We start from the raw sequence: 18,063 nt of genomic DNA on the forward strand, positions 1-18,063 counted from the left end.
TTCTTATGTTGTGGGCCTGTGTCTTGTTGCCACAACTGGCACTCGACGGTGTCATGCGCCGCCATCCCGATCCCGATCAACCGCTGGCCTTGCTGTGCGGCAGTGCCCAGCGCCGGGTACTGCAAACGGTCAATGCATCCGCGCGGGCGCTGGGCCTCAAACCCGGGCAGACCCTGACGGCTGCGCAAACACTGGTATCCAATTTCACAGCCATCGAACACGACCCCGCTGAAACCGAACGCTTGCAGCGGCTGCTGGCAGCCTGGGCGTACGGGTTCAGCTCCCACGTCAGCCTGAAGTACCCGCGCGTGCTGCTGATGGAAATCGAATCCAGCCTCAACCTGTTCGGCCCCTGGCCCGTGTTCGAAGCCCGGTTGCGCAAGGAATTGACCGATATGGGCTTCCGTCATCGCATCGTGGTAGCACCAAACCCGGTGGCGGCGCGCATGCTGACCAATGCTCACGATGGCCTTGCAGTGCTGAATACATCAAGCCTGCGACCGATCCTTGAGCGCATGCCGCTGGATCGCATCGGCCTTGCTCGTGAAGTTTCGACGGCTCTGGCGCGCATGGGGCTGCGCCAGGTGCACGAAGTGTTGGCACTGCCGCGCAGCACCCTGGCCCGGCGCTTTCCCGCAAGTGTGCTGCAGCATCTGGATACCTTGCTCGGCGACCGGCCGGTTGCGCTTGAGTACTACACACCTCCGGACAATTTCGATCTGCGCATCGAGCTTAATTTCGACGTTGAGTCCACTCAGGCCTTGCTGTTTCCGCTCAAGCGCCTGATTGCCGATCTGGCGGTGTTTCTGGCAGGAAGGGACAGCGGTGTGCAGCGGTTCGTCCTGCATCTGGAACACCATGAGCCTCCTGAAACCCTGGTGCCGGTCGGGCTGCTCAGTGCCGAGCGCGACGCCGCGATGCTGTTCGAACTCGCGCGGGGCCGGCTGGAGCCTGTGCAGGTCACCTCGCCGGTGCGCGCCATACGCTTGCTGGCCCAGGATCTGCCCAGCTTTGTGCCGGCGCATCGAGAGCTGTTCGAGGAGCGTCTGCAACAGACCTTGCCCTGGGATCAGTTGCGCGAACGATTGCGTGCGCGGCTAGGTGACGAATCGGTCAATGGCTTGTGCGCGCTGGCCGACCATCGCCCGGAGTTCGCCTGGAAGCCAGGTAATCAGGTGGCCGCCTCTACCTTGCCGGCTGGCATCCCGCGGCCCGGCTGGTTACTGCGTGAACCGGTACCGCTGCATGGCCAGAGCATGCAGGTGCTGGCCGGACCGGAGCGGATCGAGTCGGGGTGGTGGGATGGCGTCGATGTGCGCCGTGATTATTATCTGATCGAAACCCTGGGCGGGCAGCGCGGCTGGGCTTATCGACAGGTAGGTGACGACGGGTCACTGTTGTTGCACGGCTGGTTCTCGTGAACATTGAATACGCTGAGCTGCATTGCCTGTCCAACTTCAGCTTTCAACGCGGGGCATCCAGCGCGCTTGAACTGTTCGAACGCGCGAAGCTTCACGGTTACACGGCGTTGGCGATCACCGACGAGTGCACGCTGGCCGGGATCGTCCGGGCCTGGCAGGCCTCCATGCAGACCGGGCTGCCATTGATCATCGGCAGCGAAATGTGTATCGAACAAGGTCCGAAAGTGGTGCTGCTGGTCGAAACCCTGGCAGGGTATCAAGCGCTGTGCCGGTTGATCACGCTTGCCAGGCGGCGGGCAAAAAAAGGCCAGTACCGTTTGTTGCATGATGATTTTCTCAATCCGCTGGACGGACTGCTGGCCGTCTGGCTGCCAGGCCTTGATGAGCGTGATCAAGAGCAGGGCGCCTGGTTGCGCAGCCGGTTTCAGAGTTCGCTTTGGCTGGGCGTCGAACTGCATTGCGGGCCCGACGATCGACAGCGGCTGATTCAACTGCAGGCTCTGGCCCGCACGATGGGCGTCGAGGCCGTCGCGATGGGCGACGTGCACATGCATGCTCGTGGGCGTCGCGCGCTGCAGGACACCATGACCGCCATCCGGCACCACGTCACCGTCGCGCAAGCCGGCCACCGCCTGTTTTGCAACGGAGAACGCCATCTGCGTCCGTTGCAGGCGCTGGCAGAAGTCTATCCCCAGGCTTTGCTGGCCGAATCGGTGCGCATCGCGCGCCGCTGCACATTCGACCTCAGCCAGTTGCGTTACGAGTATCCCCACGAACTGGTGCCGGCCGGCCATACCCCGAGCTCGTGGCTGCGCGAGATGACCGAGCAGGGTGCGCGCCGTCGCTGGCCGGACGGCATGAAGCCGACCACTCGCACACAGATCGACAAGGAACTCGCGCTGATTGCGGAGATGAAATTCGACAGCTACTTCCTCACCGTCCATGACATTGTCGAGTTCGCCCGTCGCCGTCACATCCTCTGTCAGGGGCGCGGATCGGCCGCCAATTCTGTGGTGTGTTATGCGCTGGGTATCACTGAACTGGACCCGGAAAGATCAAACCTGCTGTTCGAACGTTTCATCTCCAGGGAACGCAACGAGCCGCCGGACATCGACGTGGATTTCGAACATGACCGGCGCGAGGAAGTCTTGCAGTACATCTTCAAGCGCTACGGCCGGGGCAGGGCGGCGCTGACCGCCGTGGCCAGCACCTACCATGGCGCCGGCGCGGTGCGCGATGTGGCCAAGGCACTCGGTCTGCCGCCCGACCAGATCACCGCGCTGGCCGATGCTTTCAGCCGCTGGAGCGACAACCTGCCTGAGCCCGCCCGGTTACGAGAGGCCGGGTTCGACCCCGATACGCCGATCCTGCGCAGGGTGCTGGCACTGACCGGAGCCCTGATCGGCTTCCCTCGACACCTGTCGCAGCATCCCGGCGGCTTCGTGATTTCCGAGCATCCACTGGACACCCTCGTGCCGGTCGAAAACGCCGCCATGGCTGACCGCACCATCATTCAGTGGGACAAGGACGACCTGGATCAGGTGGGTCTGCTCAAAGTCGATATTCTGGCCCTGGGCATGCTCAGCGCCTTGCGTCGCACCTTTGAGCTGGTCAAGCGCTACCGGGACAACCACTGGCAATTGTCATCGTTGCCCCATGACGATCCGCAGACCTTCGAGATGATCTGCCGCGCCGATACGGTGGGCGTGTTCCAGATCGAGTCCCGTGCGCAGATGGCGATGTTGCCGCGTCTTCAGCCGAAAAAATTCTACGATCTGGTGATCGAGGTCGCCATCGTGCGGCCGGGGCCGATTCAGGGCGACATGGTTCATCCCTACCTGCGCAGGCGCAAAGGCGACGAGCCCATTACCTACCCGCCGCAGCTGGAAAAAGTATTCGAGCGCACGCTCGGCATTCCACTGTTCCAGGAACAGGTAATGGAAGTCGCCATTCTGGCGGCGAACTACAGCCCGGGCGAGGCGGATCAGTTGCGCCGCTCGATGGCTGCCTGGAAGCGCCATGGCGGTCTTGAGCCGCACCGCGAACGGCTGGCCAAAGGCATGAAGGCTAACGGCTACACCGAAGAGTTCGCCAATCGTATCTTCGAGCAGATCAAGGGCTTTGGCAGTTACGGATTCCCGGAGTCCCATGCGGCGAGCTTTGCCTTGCTCACCTACGCAAGCTGCTGGCTCAAGTGCCATGAGCCGGCTGCCTTCACCTGCGCCCTGATCAACAGCTGGCCGATGGGCTTTTATACCCCGGACCAGCTGTTGCAGGATGCGAGGCGGCATCAGATCGAAATCCACCCGATCGACATTCGCTACAGCGATTGGGATTGCTCGCTGGAGCCGGTCGAGCACCCCGACTACCGCCGCAACCTGGCAATCCGCCTGGGACTGCGCATGGTGCGCGGCTTTCGCGAGGAGGATGCCCGTCGCATTGAAGCCGCCCGCGCCGTTCGCGCCTTCAGCGATGCCACCGACCTGACCCTGCGAGCCGGGCTGGATCGGCGGGCTGCCGAGCTGCTTGCCGATTCGGGTGCCTTGCGCGGGTTGGTCGGCCACCGCCACCGGGCGCGCTGGGAAGTGGCCGGCGTCGAGGCGCAACGGCCTTTGTTCGACGAACTGCCCACCGAAGAACAGCAGGTCGCCTTGCCGCTGCCTACGGTCGTCCAAGACATGCGCGCCGATTACGACACGCTGGGCACGACATTGGGCCCGCATCCGTTGTCCATGCTGCGCCGTCAGTTGGCGGCCAGGCGCTTTCGCAGCTCCAGAGACCTGCTGAGTCTGGAGCATGGTCGTACGCTGAGCGTGGCCGGAATCGTCATCGGCCGTCAGCGGCCCGGCACGGCCAGCGGGGTGACGTTCGTGACCCTGGAAGATGAGTTCGGGATGGTCAATGTGGTGGTCTGGCGCGACCTGGCAGAGCGGCAGCGCAAAGTGTTGGTGGGCTCGCAGCTGTTGCAGGTGTTCGGCAAGTTCGAATCCAAAGATGGCGTCCGCCACCTCATCGCCCATCGTCTGTACGACCTCACACCGCTGCTGGCCGGACTGGATGTGCGCAGCCGGGATTTCCAGTAGATCCCGTAGGGCAGATAGGGCGGCGATCCGCCGGGCGGCGATCCGCTTGTCCTCGAAGAGCCTGGTACATCCACAACAATTGCCTGGTCTCAAATGCCGCCTTCGCGGACAAGTCCGCTCCTACTTTGGGAGCGGACTCGTCCGCGAAGGGGGATACATCCACACCAATTGCGCAGCCTGGATGCGGCTTTCGCGGACCAGTGCGCTCTGAAGGGTCAGGCCAGGGTGTTCTTGCGCACGTTCCCCGCCTGAACAATCATCGCCAGCCGCTCGCCCTGGCCGACCAGGCAATTGATATCGGTCAGTGGATTGCCATCGACCACCAGCAGATCGGCGAGCGCACCGGGTGCGATGCAACCCAGTTCACCCTCGCGTTGCAGGATCTGCGCGGCCACGCTGGTCGCGCTGCGAAGGGCCGCCAGGTTGCCCAGTACCTCGGCGCGAATCTTCAGCTCGTGGCTCTGGTACTCGTGCATTTCGCCCAGCAGGTCCGAACCATAGCCCATCGGCACGCCCGCCTCGGCGAACAGCTTCAAGGCATTGCGTCCTGCCTGACGCACGTCTTCGATCTTGGCGACCGAGTCCGCTGGCAACCCGAAACGTTCGCCATACTCTGCCAGCATTTCGTAAGTAACCTGCGTCGGTACGGCAAAAGCGCCTTTTTCCGCCATCAGTTTCGCAGTATCGGCATCCACCAGATTGCCATGCTCGATAGTGCGCACCCCGCACTCGATGGCACGGCGAATGGCGCGCGCGGTGTAGGCATGGGCCATGACGTAAGTGTTGGCCGCCTCGGCCTCGTCGACGATGGCGCGAATTTCCGCCTCGCTGTACTGCGTGTTGGCAATCGGATCGGTGGGTGAAGACACCCCACCCGAAGCCATGATCTTGATCTGGCTGGCACCCTGTTGCAGCTCTTCACGCACCGCAAGGCGCACATTGTCCACGCCGTCCACCACCCGCGCGATTGCCCCGGCGCGGAAGCAGCAGGAGCATGGCTCATTGAGCAGTAGTTCACCGCGAGCACGCATGTCGCCATGCCCGCCGGTTTGCGACAAAGCCTTGCCGGAGGCAAAGATCCGCGGGCCGGGAATCAACCCCAACTGGATGGAGCGCGCCAGTGCCCAGTCGGCACCACCGGCGTCGCGCACCGTTGTGAAACCGCGCTGCAGCATGGCGGCCAGGATTGGCAGTGCGCGGTACATGGTGATTGCGTTGGGCTGCAACGCGTTCAGACCCAGGTTGGCGTTGGAGGCCAGCACATGCACGTGGCAATCGATCAGTCCGGGCATCAGAGTCATGCCGCCCAGATCAATGACCTGCGCATCGGTCTCGGTTTGCTGTGTGACGGGGCGCACGGCTACGATCCGCTCCCCTTCGATCAGCACTTCCTGGCCATCGAGCAGCTCACCGGCCTGAACGTCAAGCAGGCGGCCATTGCGCAGAATAAGTCGCGAAGCATTCGGGGTATTCATTGATAAGCTCCAGTCAAAGAACGGCTGACGACAGGCGCGCGGTCGCGATAGAGCATCGCGCCGGCACCGCTGATCAACGCGGCAAACATGATGTAGAACGCCGGCGCGACGTTGCTGCCGGTCGAGGCGATCAGCCAGGTGATGGTGAAGGTGGCGAAGCCGCCAAAGAGGGTGACCGCGAAGTTGTACGCCACCGACAGCCCGGTCGAGAGCACGTGGGTGGGCAACAGCTCGCCGAAAGCCGCCAGGATCGAGCCGATGTAGCCCGATATCAGCAGACCCAGCACCAGCTCGAAGATCAGCAGCGAGAACAGCCCGGGCATCTGGTTGATGAACAGGAACATCGGATAAGCGCTGAAGAAGATTGCCACCGCAGAGCCGAGCAGCCACGGCCTGCGACCGTAGCGGTCAGCGAGGGCTCCGACCAAGGGTGTCGCGACGATCAGCACCGCGCCGCCCATCATCCCGGCACTGAAGCCCATCCACGACGGCAGACCCAGCACCCGCTGCGCGTAGGACGGGATATAGAACAGGATCGCGTAAGTACAGACGGTCCACAGCACCACCAGCGAGAAACTGATCAGCGTCTCCCTCGGATAAGTGCGCAGCACTTCTCGCAGTGGCGATTCCACCGGTTTGCTGGCGCTGTACGCAGGTGTTTCGTCAACCCGGCTGCGGATATAGAAACCGACCGGTCCGATCAAGGTGCCGATCAGGAACGGCACGCGCCAGCCCCAGCTTTCCAGCTGCGCCTGGGTCAGGTAGCTGGACAATGCAGCACCCAGCGCCGAGCCGAGCAATACCGCCACGCCAATGCTGGCTTGAATCCAGCTGGAGTAGAACGCCTTCTTGCCCTCAGGCGCATGCTCGGTAAGAAACGCGGTCGCGCTGCCCATCTCGCCGCCCGCGGAAAAGCCCTGCAGCAGCCTGGCCAATACGATCAGCACCGGCGCCATCAGGCCGATCTGCGCATAGCTTGGGGTAACGGCGATGATCAGGGTGCCCAGCGCCATGAGCAGGATCGTCAGCGACAACGCAGCCTTGCGCCCGTGTTTGTCACCATAGATACCAAGGACGATGCCGCCTACCGGACGCATGAAGAAGCCGACACCGAAAGTGGCCAGGGCCAGCAGGTAGGAAGTCAGTTCGCTGTCGGTCGGGAAAAACACCTTGGCGATGATGACGGAGAAGAAGCTGTAGACCGTGAAGTCGAACCACTCCAGACCATTGCCGATCACCGTGGCGGTGACCGCACGCCGGGCCTGCCGGTTATGAGTGGAGGAATGATCAGTCGGCAGATCGTGTGACGGGTTTTGTTGTGTAGTGCTCACGTTCGTCTCCTGCATGCGACACACGCAGGGAACAACCCTGCAATGGACATGGGGCAGAGTTGAAGGGTGAAACAGCCCGCGGGTCTCATGCCCGCTAACGCCGACATTAGAGCGTGTGACGATTTAGTGAAAACGATCATTACGCAGATTTGCATGCGCCAAACGCATGCAAGAGCGGTCGATTACCCTGCGACTTGCCGAGTCAGCCACTGCTCGAACGCGCGCGCGGCACGACGCGGCAACTGCCCGCTGGGGGTCAGCAGGTAATAACCTCCCACCGCACCGACATTGGCCTTGCAAGCCGGCACCAGCGCACCGGACTCAACGTGACGGTCAATCATCGGCTGCCAGCCCAGCACCACACCATGGCCGGCGATGGCCAGGTCGACCAGCACGGGGTAGTAGTTGACCGTCATGCGCTTGCGTATCAGTGACGCATCGACCCCCTGACGGCCGAACCAGTCGCTCCAGGAAAGCCACTGGCGCTGGCCGTCTTCGAGCATCAGCAGGCAATGGTCCAGCAGTTGCTCAGGTTCCAGCACTTGCCCGTCGAGGTAACCCGGCGCGCAGTACGCATTGACCGCCTCGGGAAACAGCAGACGGCTGTCCAGCCCCGGCGGCGAAGCCTCTCGCAGAAAATACACAGCCAGATCGAATTCCGCGCGTACCAGCGAATCCAGCCCGTCGACAACGCGCAGACGAATGTCCACGCCTGGGAACTCGTCCCGATAACGCCCCAGCAGCGGCCCCAGCCATAACGCGGCCACACCGCTCGAACTGGCCAGTGTCAGCTGTTGCTCACCGCTATGGGTGATGACTTGCGCGGTGGCCTCGGCGCATAGCGTCAATACCCGGTGGATCTGCTCGGCATATATCTGCCCCGCGACTGTCAGGTGGATGCGTTTGTGCTCGCGGCGAAACAGGGCCCGACCCAGGAATTCTTCGAGCTGTGCGACTTGTCGGCTGATCGCGCTCTGGGTCAGGTGCAGCTCGCTGGCTGCGCGCGTGAAACTGCCGTGACGCACGGTCGCCTCAAAGGCAATGAGATTCTGCAGCGGAGGGAGGGGTTCGATTCGCACGAGAGCTCCTGTTTAAAGGCTGTCAGGGAAGGGCGTGGACATCAGCCAGTCCCGGAAGACACACAACGAAGGCAGATTCTGGAAACGGGTCGCGTAGGCAAGCCAGTAATGGCGGCCGCTGTCCATGGGTTCGAACAAGGTAACCAGCTCACCGCTGTCGATTTCGTCCTGGACCAGGATTCGCGGAACCAGCGCAATGCCTATCCCGGCCGCGACGGCCTGGATCAGATGCGAAGTCAGTTCGAAGCTGGGGCCGGGACGCATGACATGGTGGTCCAGCCGATGCCGCTCGAACCAGTCTGACCAGGCATTGGGCCGGGATACCACGCTGAGCAGCGAATGCTGCGCCACCTGGGCAGGGCTCATTGCGCCGTGCTGCGGCAAGGCCGACGGGCTGGCGATCAACACCAGTTTTTCAGTCACCAGCCGATGGGCGATGTAGCCCGGCCAATTGCCGGTGCCGGCGCAGATGATCGCGTTCATCTCACTGGCCGCGGGGGTCAGGTCGGCGTGCACGATACGCGAATGGATATGCACCACATAGCCGGGATGCCGAGTGTAGAAATCGTTCATGCGCGGCAACAACAACTTGGAGCCAAAGGTCGGCAGCACCGCGAGGTGCAAGGTACCGCCTTCGGACTTGTGGGCAATGGTCTGAAGCGTCGCGCTGCGTATCCGGCCCAGCGCCGCCGCCAGTTCGTGCTGGTAAAGCGCGCCGGCGGTGGTCAGCTCGATCCGGCGCCCATCGCGCTTGAACAGCTCGACCTCAAGTTGCGCTTCCAGCGCCTGGACCTGGCGACTGACTGCGCTCTGAGTGAGTGCCAGTTCATCGGCGGCTTTGGTGAAGCTGCCATGGCGCGCCGCTGCCTCGAAGGCGATGAGCAGCGACATGGACGGTGTCAGACGTCGTGGATTCATTCATAAAACTCATGGAAAACCGCCGGCTTTTACGTTTGCGCTCGGCGGCGGCAGGCTGGAGAATCCGGCCAACCGTTGATAAGCATGGTGATTCGGCACGATCCGAAGCATACGTGTTCTGCATACAAAAAGCCTGCGCACAGAGCGCCAGACTTGAGGAACCCCCATGATTGCGCTGCTCGAACCTTCCGCCACCCAGACCGATCACTACGACCGTTTTCTCGACGTTCTGGTGCAGGAAGGCTTTGCAGGCGAAGTAGCCCGCGATCGCGGTTCACGAACGGTGCTTGCCACTGACAACTCGATCTACCAGCGTCTGCCGCAGGCAGCGGTATTCCCGACCGGCAGCCATGATGTGGCAATCCTCGCGCGGCTGGCGGCAAAGCCTGAATTCAAGCAGGTCGTGCTGACTCCCCGTGGTGGTGGCACAGGCACCAACGGCCAGTCGCTGACCGATGGGCTGGTCGTGGATCTGTCCCGGCACATGAACCGGATACTCGAAATCAACGTGGAGGAGCGCTGGGTGCGCGTCCAGACCGGCGTGGTCAAGGATCAGCTGAACGCGGCGCTCAAACCCCACGGGCTGTTCTTCGCCCCGGAGCTGTCGACCTCCAACCGCGCCACCATTGGCGGGATGATCAACACCGACGCCAGCGGGCAGGGCAGTTGCACCTATGGCAAGACCCGCGACCATGTGCTGGAGCTGACGACTGTTCTGCTGGGCGGCGGCTATGTACACAGCCATGCGCTGGATGCCGGGAAACTCAGCGACGAAAAGCAGCGTACCGATCGCGCGGGCGAGGTGTACCGCTGTGCGCAGTCCATCGCCGACGATCAGGCGCAGCTGATCCGGGATATCTTCCCGCCGCTCAACCGCTGCCTGACCGGCTACGATCTGGCGCACCTGCGTGAGCAGGACGGACGTTTCAACCTCAACAGCGTACTGTGCGGTTCCGAAGGATCTCTGGGTTTCATCGTCGAAGCCAGACTCAACGTGTCGCCGATTCCCAAGTATTCGATTCTGGTCAACGTCCGCTACGCGGGCTTCATGGATGCGCTGCGCGACGCCAAGGCCCTGATGGCACACAAGCCGCTGTCCATCGAAACCGTGGACTCCAAGGTGTTGATGCTGGCGATGCAGGATATTGTCTGGCACGGCGTGGCTGAATACTTTCCCCAGGATCCGCAGACTCCGACGCTGGGCATCAACCTGATCGAGTTCAGCGGCGACGAGCAGGACGAGGTCGAGGCGCGCGTCCATGCGTTCGTCGCGCATCTGCAAAACGACACCTCAGTGGTGCGTCTCGGCCACACGCTGGCCGCAGGCAGCGCCGCGGTGAACCGCGTTTACGCCATGCGCAAGCGCTCGGTCGGTCTGCTGGGCAACGTCAAAGGCGAAGCCCGGCCACAGCCGTTCGTGGAAGACACCGCTGTGCCGCCCGAAAACCTCGCCGACTACATCCAGGAATTTCGCGCTCTGCTCGACAGCCACGGCCTGCAGTACGGCATGTTCGGTCATGTGGATGCGGGCGTACTGCACGTGCGCCCGATCCTGGACATGAAGGACCCGGCTCAGGCTGCGTTGATCCGCCCGATCTCCGATGCCGTGGCGGCGCTGACCCGCAAGTACGGCGGCCTGCTGTGGGGCGAGCATGGCAAGGGCCTGCGTTCGCAATACGTTCCCGAATACTTTGGTGAGCTGTATCCAGCGTTGCAGGCGCTTAAAGGCGCCTGCGATCCGTTCAACCAGCTCAACCCCGGCAAAATCGCCACGCCCTCGACATTGCCGGCAGCTGAGCTGACCCGCGTGGATGAGGTCACGCTACGCGGCGATCTGGATCGCACCGTCGACGAGCGGGTCTGGCGCAGCTACGACACCGCGCTGCACTGCAACGGCAACGGCGCCTGCTACAACTACGACCCCGACGATGCGATGTGCCCGTCCTGGAAGGCGACCCGCGACCGCGTTCATTCGCCCAAGGGGCGCGCATCGCTGGTGCGTGAGTGGCTGCGCCTGCAAGGCGAGCAGAACGTCGACGTGTTGACCGCGAGCGCCAGGGCCCGCTCGGCCAATGTGTTCACCAACCTCATGAACAAGACTGTCAACAGTGTGGCACGAGCCGCCGGACAAAAAGACTTTTCCCATGAGGTCTATGACGCCATGGCCGGTTGCCTGGCGTGTAAATCCTGCGCGGGGCAGTGTCCGGTAAAGGTCAACGTGCCGGAGTTTCGTTCGCGTTTTCTGGAGCTGTATCACAGCCGCTACCTGCGACCGGTCAGGGACTATCTGGTCGGCTCTCTGGAATCCACCATCCCGTTTCTCGCGCGCTTTCCAAGGGTCTACAACGCGGTGATGAAGGCTGCGCCGGTGCGCTACCTGCTGGAACGGGTGGCGGGCATGGTCGACAGTCCGTTGCTGAGCCTGGTGGATTTCCGCGCCGCCTGCGCACGCTGGAACGTCGGCCTCGCCACACCGCAACGGCTCGCCGCGTTGAGCGAGCAGGAACGTCAGCGTACGGTAGTTCTGGTTCAGGATGCGTTTACCCGCTATTTCGAAACGGACCTGACCGCGGACTGGCTGGAGCTGCTGACCCGTCTGGGCTATCAGGTTTACCTGGCGCCATTCGCACCGAATGGCAAGCCGCTGCAAGTCCAGGGTTTTCTCGCGGCATTCGAGAAAGCCGCACTGTTCAACAGCCAGGCTTTGCGCAAGCTGCAGGACAGCGGAATTGCGCTGGTTGGCCTCGACCCGGCCATGACGCTGGTTTATCGCCAGGAATACACCAAAGTGTTGGGCAGCGAGCAGGCACCCAAGGTGTTGCTGCCGCAGGAATGGCTGAGCGCCGAGTTGCTGGCCAATGAGTCGCTGGCCGCCGGCTTGCAAAAGCTTGATCAGTCCGCCGCGACCGACGAGACCTGGTACTTCCTGCCGCATTGCACCGAAAAAACCAACGAGCCGGGCAGCGTCGGCCTCTGGCAGAAAATCTATGCCGGGAGTGGGATGAAGCTCGAAGTGCTGGCGAGCGGGTGCTGCGGCATGTCCGGAACCTACGGCCATGAAACCCGTAACGCCGGCAATTCGCAGACCATTTACAGCCAGTCCTGGCAGCCCCTGGTAGCACGTTACGGCGCGGATGATCGACTGCTGGCCGACGGGTATTCGTGCCGCAGCCAGGTCAAGCGCCAGGACGGAAAACAGGTTCGCCATCCGCTGCAGATTCTGCTTCAGCGGGTCAGGGCCGCATGATTCAACCTGGCCGCCGACTTTTGCAGGATTGTGCAAGTCTCCCGGACTAAACGGATAACGCCGTGTGCGCCCGACTGCCTACTCTTGATTCACGTCCTCGCTCGCAGGGCTGCAAATCGAATCAAGACAGGAGCAGAGATCATGCAAGATTTTCAAACCGCAGGCGTGCAGAACAAAGTCATCGTCATTACCGGCGCGAGCAGCGGCATTGGCGAAGCCACCGCGCGACTGCTGGCCGAAAAAGGCGCTCGGGTAGTGTTGGGAGCCCGGCGCACCGAGCGCCTGGAAACACTCGCGCATGACATCCGCGAAGCAGGCGGCATCGCCGACTTCCGCGCACTGGATGTCACCGACGCCGCTGACGTGCAGGCGTTCATCGATTTCACCGTGTCGCTGCATGGTCGTGTCGATGTGCTGATCAACAACGCAGGCGTTATGCCGCTGTCCCGGCTGGACGCGCTGAAAGTCGAAGAGTGGAACAGGATGATCGATGTCAACATCCGTGGCGTGCTGCATGGCATCGCCGCCACACTGCCGCTGATGCAGAACCAGCGCAGCGGACAGATCATTAACATTGCCTCCATTGGCGCGTATGCGGTAAGCCCCACCGCAGCGGTGTACTGCGCCACCAAGTACGCAGTGCGCGCGATATCCGAAGGCCTGCGCCAGGAAGTAGGTGGCGATATCCGCGTCACGGTGATTGCGCCCGGCGTGACCGAGTCCGAACTGGCCGACAGCATTTCCGACGAAAGCGGCCGCAATGAAATGCGCGAATTCCGTCGCATCGCCATCCCGGCTACAGCCATTGCCCGCGCCATTGCTTATGCGGTTGAGCAACCGTCCGACGTCGACGTCAGCGAACTGATCGTGCGGCCGACCGCCAGCCCTTTTTAGGATCGGACAGGCGCCGGGCATGCCCTGACAACCGGGCGGTCAATCAGCGGGGCCGGGGCGCAAGTTCGCCTCGGCCCGCACTGCTCGGAAAACGTTTTTGCCAGGTGCATCGCAGGACGACTAACGCGGGCTCTGCAACTTGTAGCCCGTGCCATGGACGGTATGCAGCAATGGAACTTCAAAAGGCTTGTCGATGGTTTTGCGCAGCATGTACATCGTGGTTCGCAAGATGTCCGAGTCCGGAACATCCTCACCCCATATGGCCCGTTCAAGTTCCTTGCGTTTTACCACTGCGGGGCTTTTGCGCATAAGCAGCTCAAGCAGGGTCATCGTGGCCGGGTTGAGCTTGAGCAGTTTTCCTGCCCGCCTGGCTTCCAGCGTATTCAGGTCGAAAGACAGGTCATGTATCTGCAACACCTGTTTTTTCAGACCGGTGAAGCGGCGTGTAACCGCTTCGACGCGCGCAAGTAATTCAGAAAGGGCAAACGGTTTGACAATGTAATCATCCGCGCCAACGTTAAAGCCCTTGATGCGGTCATTCAACTCATCCCGCGCAGTGAGCATCAGAACCGGCACGCTGTTTCTGGTATTTGCCTTGAGGGCAGTACAAACAAGAATCCCGTCCATGCCTGGCAACATGAGGTCCAGGATAATCGCGTCATAGTGACCGGTTTCCGCCAGATGCAGGCCGGTGACTCCGTCCAGCGCGCCTGTCACTTCACAACCTTTGAGCGTGAAGTACTCTGAAACATTGGCGAGAATATCTTTGTTATCTTCGATAACCAATATGCGCATCAACCGGTCCTTCATATCCTGCTCAACTTCTTCAATGGCACCAGCCTGGCGAGTCGTATCCGGCTGACATTGCAAATATCCGCGATCTGCAAAGACCCGATGGCGCTCAGGCGGCGAAATTACCCGGCTATAAGTCAAGTTTTGGTGAAAGCCCTGTCAACACTTCCTTCGGCCGTCGAGTCCGCTTCAAGCGGTTCACCGAGCGCTGAGGGCTGTATCGACTGGCGCGCGTCTGCATCCTGCGAAAATATCCAGCGCCGGGTCATGGATCCGGGCGTCGACCTGCAAAAGACCCAGCATCGAGTGGAATAGGTTGTCCTGGCTCAGTGCGGTATTGCGCGAGCGTTGCAGGCATTGCGTATCGACTGCGAAAGATCGCTGATAGCCGTCGGAGAACCAGGCAAGCATTGGCACATGCTTTTGTTGGTCGGGAGCCAGCACGTAAGGCGTGCCATGCAGAAACAGGTTGTATTCGCCCAGCGACTCGCCGTGGTCGGAAATATAGAGCATGGCGGTATCTATCTTCTGCTGATTGTTGCGCAGGATCCTGACCAGACTGGCCAGGACCTGATCGGTGTACAGCAGCGTGTTGTCATAACCGTTGATGATGCTTTGTCTGGTGCACTGGTCCAGCGCATTACTTTCGCAGACCGGAGTGAACCGCTCGAATTGCCTGGGGTAGCGTTTGAAGTAGGCCGGACCGTGGCTGCCCATCTGGTGGAGCACCAGGACGGTGTCGTTGTCCAGATGATCGATAAACTGCTGGAGCCCCTTGAGCAGTATTTCGTCCCTGCATTCATCATCGGCGCACATCTCAGTGTCTGTGGAATGACTGACATCCTCAAACCTCACCCGGTCGCAGACCCCTTTACACCCGGACTGATTGTCCCGCCACACGACGTCCAGGCCGGCGCGCTTCAGCACGTCGAGCAGGCCTTCCTGATTTTTCGCGGTCGAGGCGTCGTAGTTCCTGCGGCCCATGCCCGAAAACATGGACGGCACCGAAACGGCTGTTTCAGTACCACACGACGTCACATTGCTGAACGAGATGAGTCCTTGTTCCTGTCGTAACTGCATGGTCGTGTCACGACTGTACCCCAGGATTCCAAAGTTTTCGGCGCGCGCACTTTCACCCACAACCAGCACAGTCAGGGATTTTCTTGTATGCCGCTTCCACTCGCCACTCAACGCCGCGTCTTCGCCTATCCGTTGAAAAGGTTTGCGCGCCGTCACGACCTGCTCACGCAAGTAGCCGACAGAGGCGCCGAGGTAATTGCTCGGGACGACCATAAGTCTTAATTCGTGGTGGTTGCGAAAGAGCGAAGCCAGTCCCTGGTAATTCAGGATCGCCAACGTGCAAATGACCACCAGGCAGCCGGCGCACACAGAAGCCTTGGTAACCAGTTCCCGGTGCCAGTGACGGTAATGAACAGGGGTTTTCCACAGCAGCAGAGACGGCAGAATTCCAAGCACGAGAAGGTAGCCGAGCAGTCTGGGAGAAAGCAGGTCCCGGACCTCGGTGGCATTGGTTTCGACAAAGCTGCGCAGCATCCCGGTATCTATGACTACCCCGTATTGGCTCATGAAATAAGTAACGCCCGCGCTGATCATGAACAGGGTAATTAGAACAGGCTTCAACAGACCTCTGAATGCAAACAGGCTGATCACTATATTGAACAGGCTCGCGACCATTACGCCAAAAGCAAGTATCAACAGCATGCCCGCGAAGCCGCTGTCTACGATTGCTAAAATATGGCGCCATAGAAGGGAGTTGAATCCGAGTAATAGAAAGCAACTGGCGAGCGCCGTCACCAGCTCCGCCCGAACGGGTTTTATGCTAAGCATATAAGTCTGCTGCTCCATCAGAGGAAGCCAGGCGGAGCGTAAGCCCCGCGCTATGGATGGGGCGGACTGTAGGTTTGCAATAATCAAAAAACGTCAAGGCTTCGCCAATAATAAGTAGCGCAGTTCGATGCCGGCGTATGTCCTGCGCAACCGGAATTCTTATTCGATCAATAACCACGTAACACTTCGCTCCAACTTATTTTTGACAATTCCTTCACTGATCAAGCACAGCGTCGACTGCATTGTCGGGTCTCGGGGCAGTAGTCCAGACAACATCCCTAACTACCAAAATCCGACGCTGGAGTTAATCGAGTGGCACACACCCATTTTCATCCTCTACAGACCATCAGGAGCCCGTTCTGGAAGCGAAAGATCAGCAAGCGCATGCTGAAGCGGATCGGAACCGCGCTTTCGTTTCTGTTGCTTTGGGCAGTGGGTGTCTGGCTACTGAAGTCGACGCCCGTTGTCGATCTGGCCGCAGGCGGCCACTGGGTCGAGTCCGGGGTTTCCTCCCGATGGGCTGATGGACAGGTCGTGGTAATGATTCGCCACGCCGAGCGTTGTGATCGATCGGATAACCCATGCCTTGCCAGCCCTGACGGCATCACGATGCCGGGCAGCCAGGCGGCAAGAGCAGTCGGAGATGGTTTACGCCGGACCCTGGGTCTGGCAAACGCCAACCTGATCGCCAGCCCGTTGACCCGCACGCAGCAAACCGCTGAATACATCTATGGAAGCGCAGTTCCGTCCCAAAGCTGGGTGGGTGAATGTGACAAAGGGTTTGAGGATGCAGTGTTGGCTCACAAGAAAGCGCACGAAAATCTGGTGTTGATCACCCACAGCGGCTGTATCGACCACTTCGAGCGCAAGTTGGGAGTGCGCGCGGGGCAGCGCGACAGCGCCTACGCCCAGGCTTTTTTCGTCGCGGTGGATGGCAAGCATGCCCCAAGGATTCTCGGCACGCTGGGCCCGGAGCAGTGGGCGGAACTGGCCGGTAACTGAAAGGGCTCATGGGGTCGAGAAAAACCGATGGCAATTGCAATTCCGTTTCTACCTACACAACGCTTTGATTTCCGGATTGCTCTGGGCATACCGATCCTGCTGATGGCAGTGATGCTGCTGGTCGACCCTACCGACCTGGATTACTCCCTTGCCAGCCTGTTCTACGTAGACGGCGCAGGGTTCATCGGCCGCCGAAGCTATTGGCTTGAAACCGTGCTTCATGACTACGCCAAGCAGGCCGTGATACTGCTCGCGCTCTCATTTGTTCTGGCCTACATCGCCAGTTTTCGATCCCGTACGCTATCCGCCTGGCGCCGCCCGCTGGGCTATGTGGTTTTGACAATGGCATTGACGACATCCGTCGTTCCGCCGCTCAAGGCTCTTACTGCTGTCCAGTGTCCCTGGAGCCTGATGGAGTTCGGCGGCGGCGAAACTTATTCACCTTTGCTCGGGACTCGCCCCGAGACGGCCAAGCCGGGTCGCTGTTGGCCGGGTGGCCATGCTTCGACAGGTTTCTCGTTGCTGGCTTTGTTCTTCGCGTTACGTGACCGCCACCCAAAAGCCGCCCGAGTCGCGCTTGCGGTGGCGCTCGCCCTCGGGTCCGTGTTCTCGGCAGCCAGAATGGCTCAAGGCGCGCATTTCCTTTCCCATAATGTCTGGACGCTGTTGATCGACTGGGTGATTTGCGTGCTCTGTTACCGCGCCGTGCTATATCGAAAAGAGCCTTACAGCAGGTAGCGTGGGAACCGGCCCAATAAGCTCTTCGCCAGCAAGCTGGCTCCCCAGGTATATGCAAAAGTACAGGCACAGCATGCCCATGTGGGAGCAGGTAGCGTGGGAACCCGCCCAGTAAGCTCTTCGCCAGCAAACCGGCTCCCCCAGGTATATGCAAAAGTCCAGGCACAGCATGTCCATGTGGGAGCCAGCTTGCTGGCGAAGAGGGCGGTAATCTCCCCGCAATCACAGGGAGTAC

12 protein-coding genes are annotated in these 18,063 nt (G+C 60.9%); 6 read left to right on the forward strand and 6 right to left on the reverse strand.

The annotated features are described in order from the left end of the window. The first annotated feature begins 5 nt into the window (after window positions 1-5). The gene (locus J3P77_RS11460) at window positions 6-1,421 is read left to right on the forward strand and encodes a Y-family DNA polymerase (RefSeq protein ID WP_434676762.1); all 1,416 of its coding nucleotides are present in this window, start codon (window positions 6-8) and stop codon (window positions 1,419-1,421) included. After that, window positions 1,418-4,504 carry an error-prone DNA polymerase gene (locus J3P77_RS11465; protein WP_434676763.1) on the forward strand — a complete coding sequence of 1,029 codons (3,087 nt, stop codon included), beginning with the start codon at window positions 1,418-1,420 and terminating at the stop codon, window positions 4,502-4,504. The genes J3P77_RS11460 and J3P77_RS11465 overlap by 4 nt, the downstream gene beginning before the upstream one ends. Window positions 4,505-4,719: 215 nt before the next feature. Here the strand turns inward: J3P77_RS11465 and J3P77_RS11470 are convergent, their stop codons facing one another. From J3P77_RS11470 to J3P77_RS11485, 4 genes are all read right to left on the reverse strand, one after another. Next, window positions 4,720-5,979, reverse strand: a complete 1,260-nt coding sequence (locus J3P77_RS11470) for an amidohydrolase family protein (protein WP_434676764.1) — start codon at window positions 5,977-5,979, stop codon at window positions 4,720-4,722. After that, window positions 5,976-7,310, reverse strand: a complete 1,335-nt coding sequence (locus J3P77_RS11475; RefSeq protein ID WP_434676765.1) for an MFS transporter — start codon at window positions 7,308-7,310, stop codon at window positions 5,976-5,978. Before J3P77_RS11475 ends, J3P77_RS11470 begins: the two co-directional genes overlap by 4 nt. 182 nt (window positions 7,311-7,492) lie before the next feature. After that, window positions 7,493-8,389, reverse strand: a complete 897-nt coding sequence (locus J3P77_RS11480; RefSeq protein ID WP_434676766.1) for a LysR substrate-binding domain-containing protein — start codon at window positions 8,387-8,389, stop codon at window positions 7,493-7,495. 12 nt (window positions 8,390-8,401) lie between these two features. Next, window positions 8,402-9,307, reverse strand: a complete 906-nt coding sequence (locus tag J3P77_RS11485) for a LysR substrate-binding domain-containing protein (RefSeq protein WP_434676767.1) — start codon at window positions 9,305-9,307, stop codon at window positions 8,402-8,404. Between the two features lie 166 nt (window positions 9,308-9,473). On the opposite strand from J3P77_RS11485, the gene ydiJ reads away from it, so the two are divergent. Both ydiJ and J3P77_RS11495 read left to right on the forward strand, forming a co-directional pair. Beyond that, window positions 9,474-12,554, forward strand: coding sequence for a D-2-hydroxyglutarate dehydrogenase YdiJ (gene ydiJ, locus J3P77_RS11490; protein WP_434676768.1), 3,081 nt, complete (start codon window positions 9,474-9,476; stop codon window positions 12,552-12,554). Between the two features lie 141 nt (window positions 12,555-12,695). Then, window positions 12,696-13,448 carry an SDR family oxidoreductase gene (locus tag J3P77_RS11495; protein ID WP_434676769.1) on the forward strand — a complete coding sequence of 251 codons (753 nt, stop codon included), beginning with the start codon at window positions 12,696-12,698 and terminating at the stop codon, window positions 13,446-13,448. A gap of 120 nt (window positions 13,449-13,568) precedes the next feature. Here J3P77_RS11495 and J3P77_RS11500 read toward each other — a convergent pair whose 3' ends face one another. Next, window positions 13,569-14,243, reverse strand: coding sequence for a response regulator transcription factor (locus J3P77_RS11500; protein ID WP_434681971.1), 675 nt, complete (start codon window positions 14,241-14,243; stop codon window positions 13,569-13,571). A 195-nt stretch (window positions 14,244-14,438) separates the two neighbouring features. Then, on the reverse strand, window positions 14,439-16,088 hold the full coding sequence (locus J3P77_RS11505) for a phosphoethanolamine transferase (RefSeq protein ID WP_434681974.1): 1,650 nt from the start codon (window positions 16,086-16,088) through the stop codon (window positions 14,439-14,441). Between the two features lie 384 nt (window positions 16,089-16,472). Here J3P77_RS11505 and J3P77_RS11510 point away from each other — a divergent pair, with 384 nt between their 5' ends. Beyond that, a complete protein-coding gene (locus J3P77_RS11510) occupies window positions 16,473-17,090 on the forward strand; it encodes a histidine phosphatase family protein (protein ID WP_434676770.1) in 618 nt (205 codons plus the stop codon). Window positions 17,091-17,117: 27 nt separating this feature from the next. Next, complete coding sequence (locus J3P77_RS11515) at window positions 17,118-17,828, forward strand: phosphatase PAP2 family protein (RefSeq protein WP_434676771.1); 711 nt, start codon at window positions 17,118-17,120, stop codon at window positions 17,826-17,828. Window positions 17,829-18,063: the final 235 nt, after the last annotated feature.

This window comes from Pseudomonas sp. R1-18 (assembly GCF_051132095.1).
Classification (GTDB): domain Bacteria; phylum Pseudomonadota; class Gammaproteobacteria; order Pseudomonadales; family Pseudomonadaceae; genus Aquipseudomonas.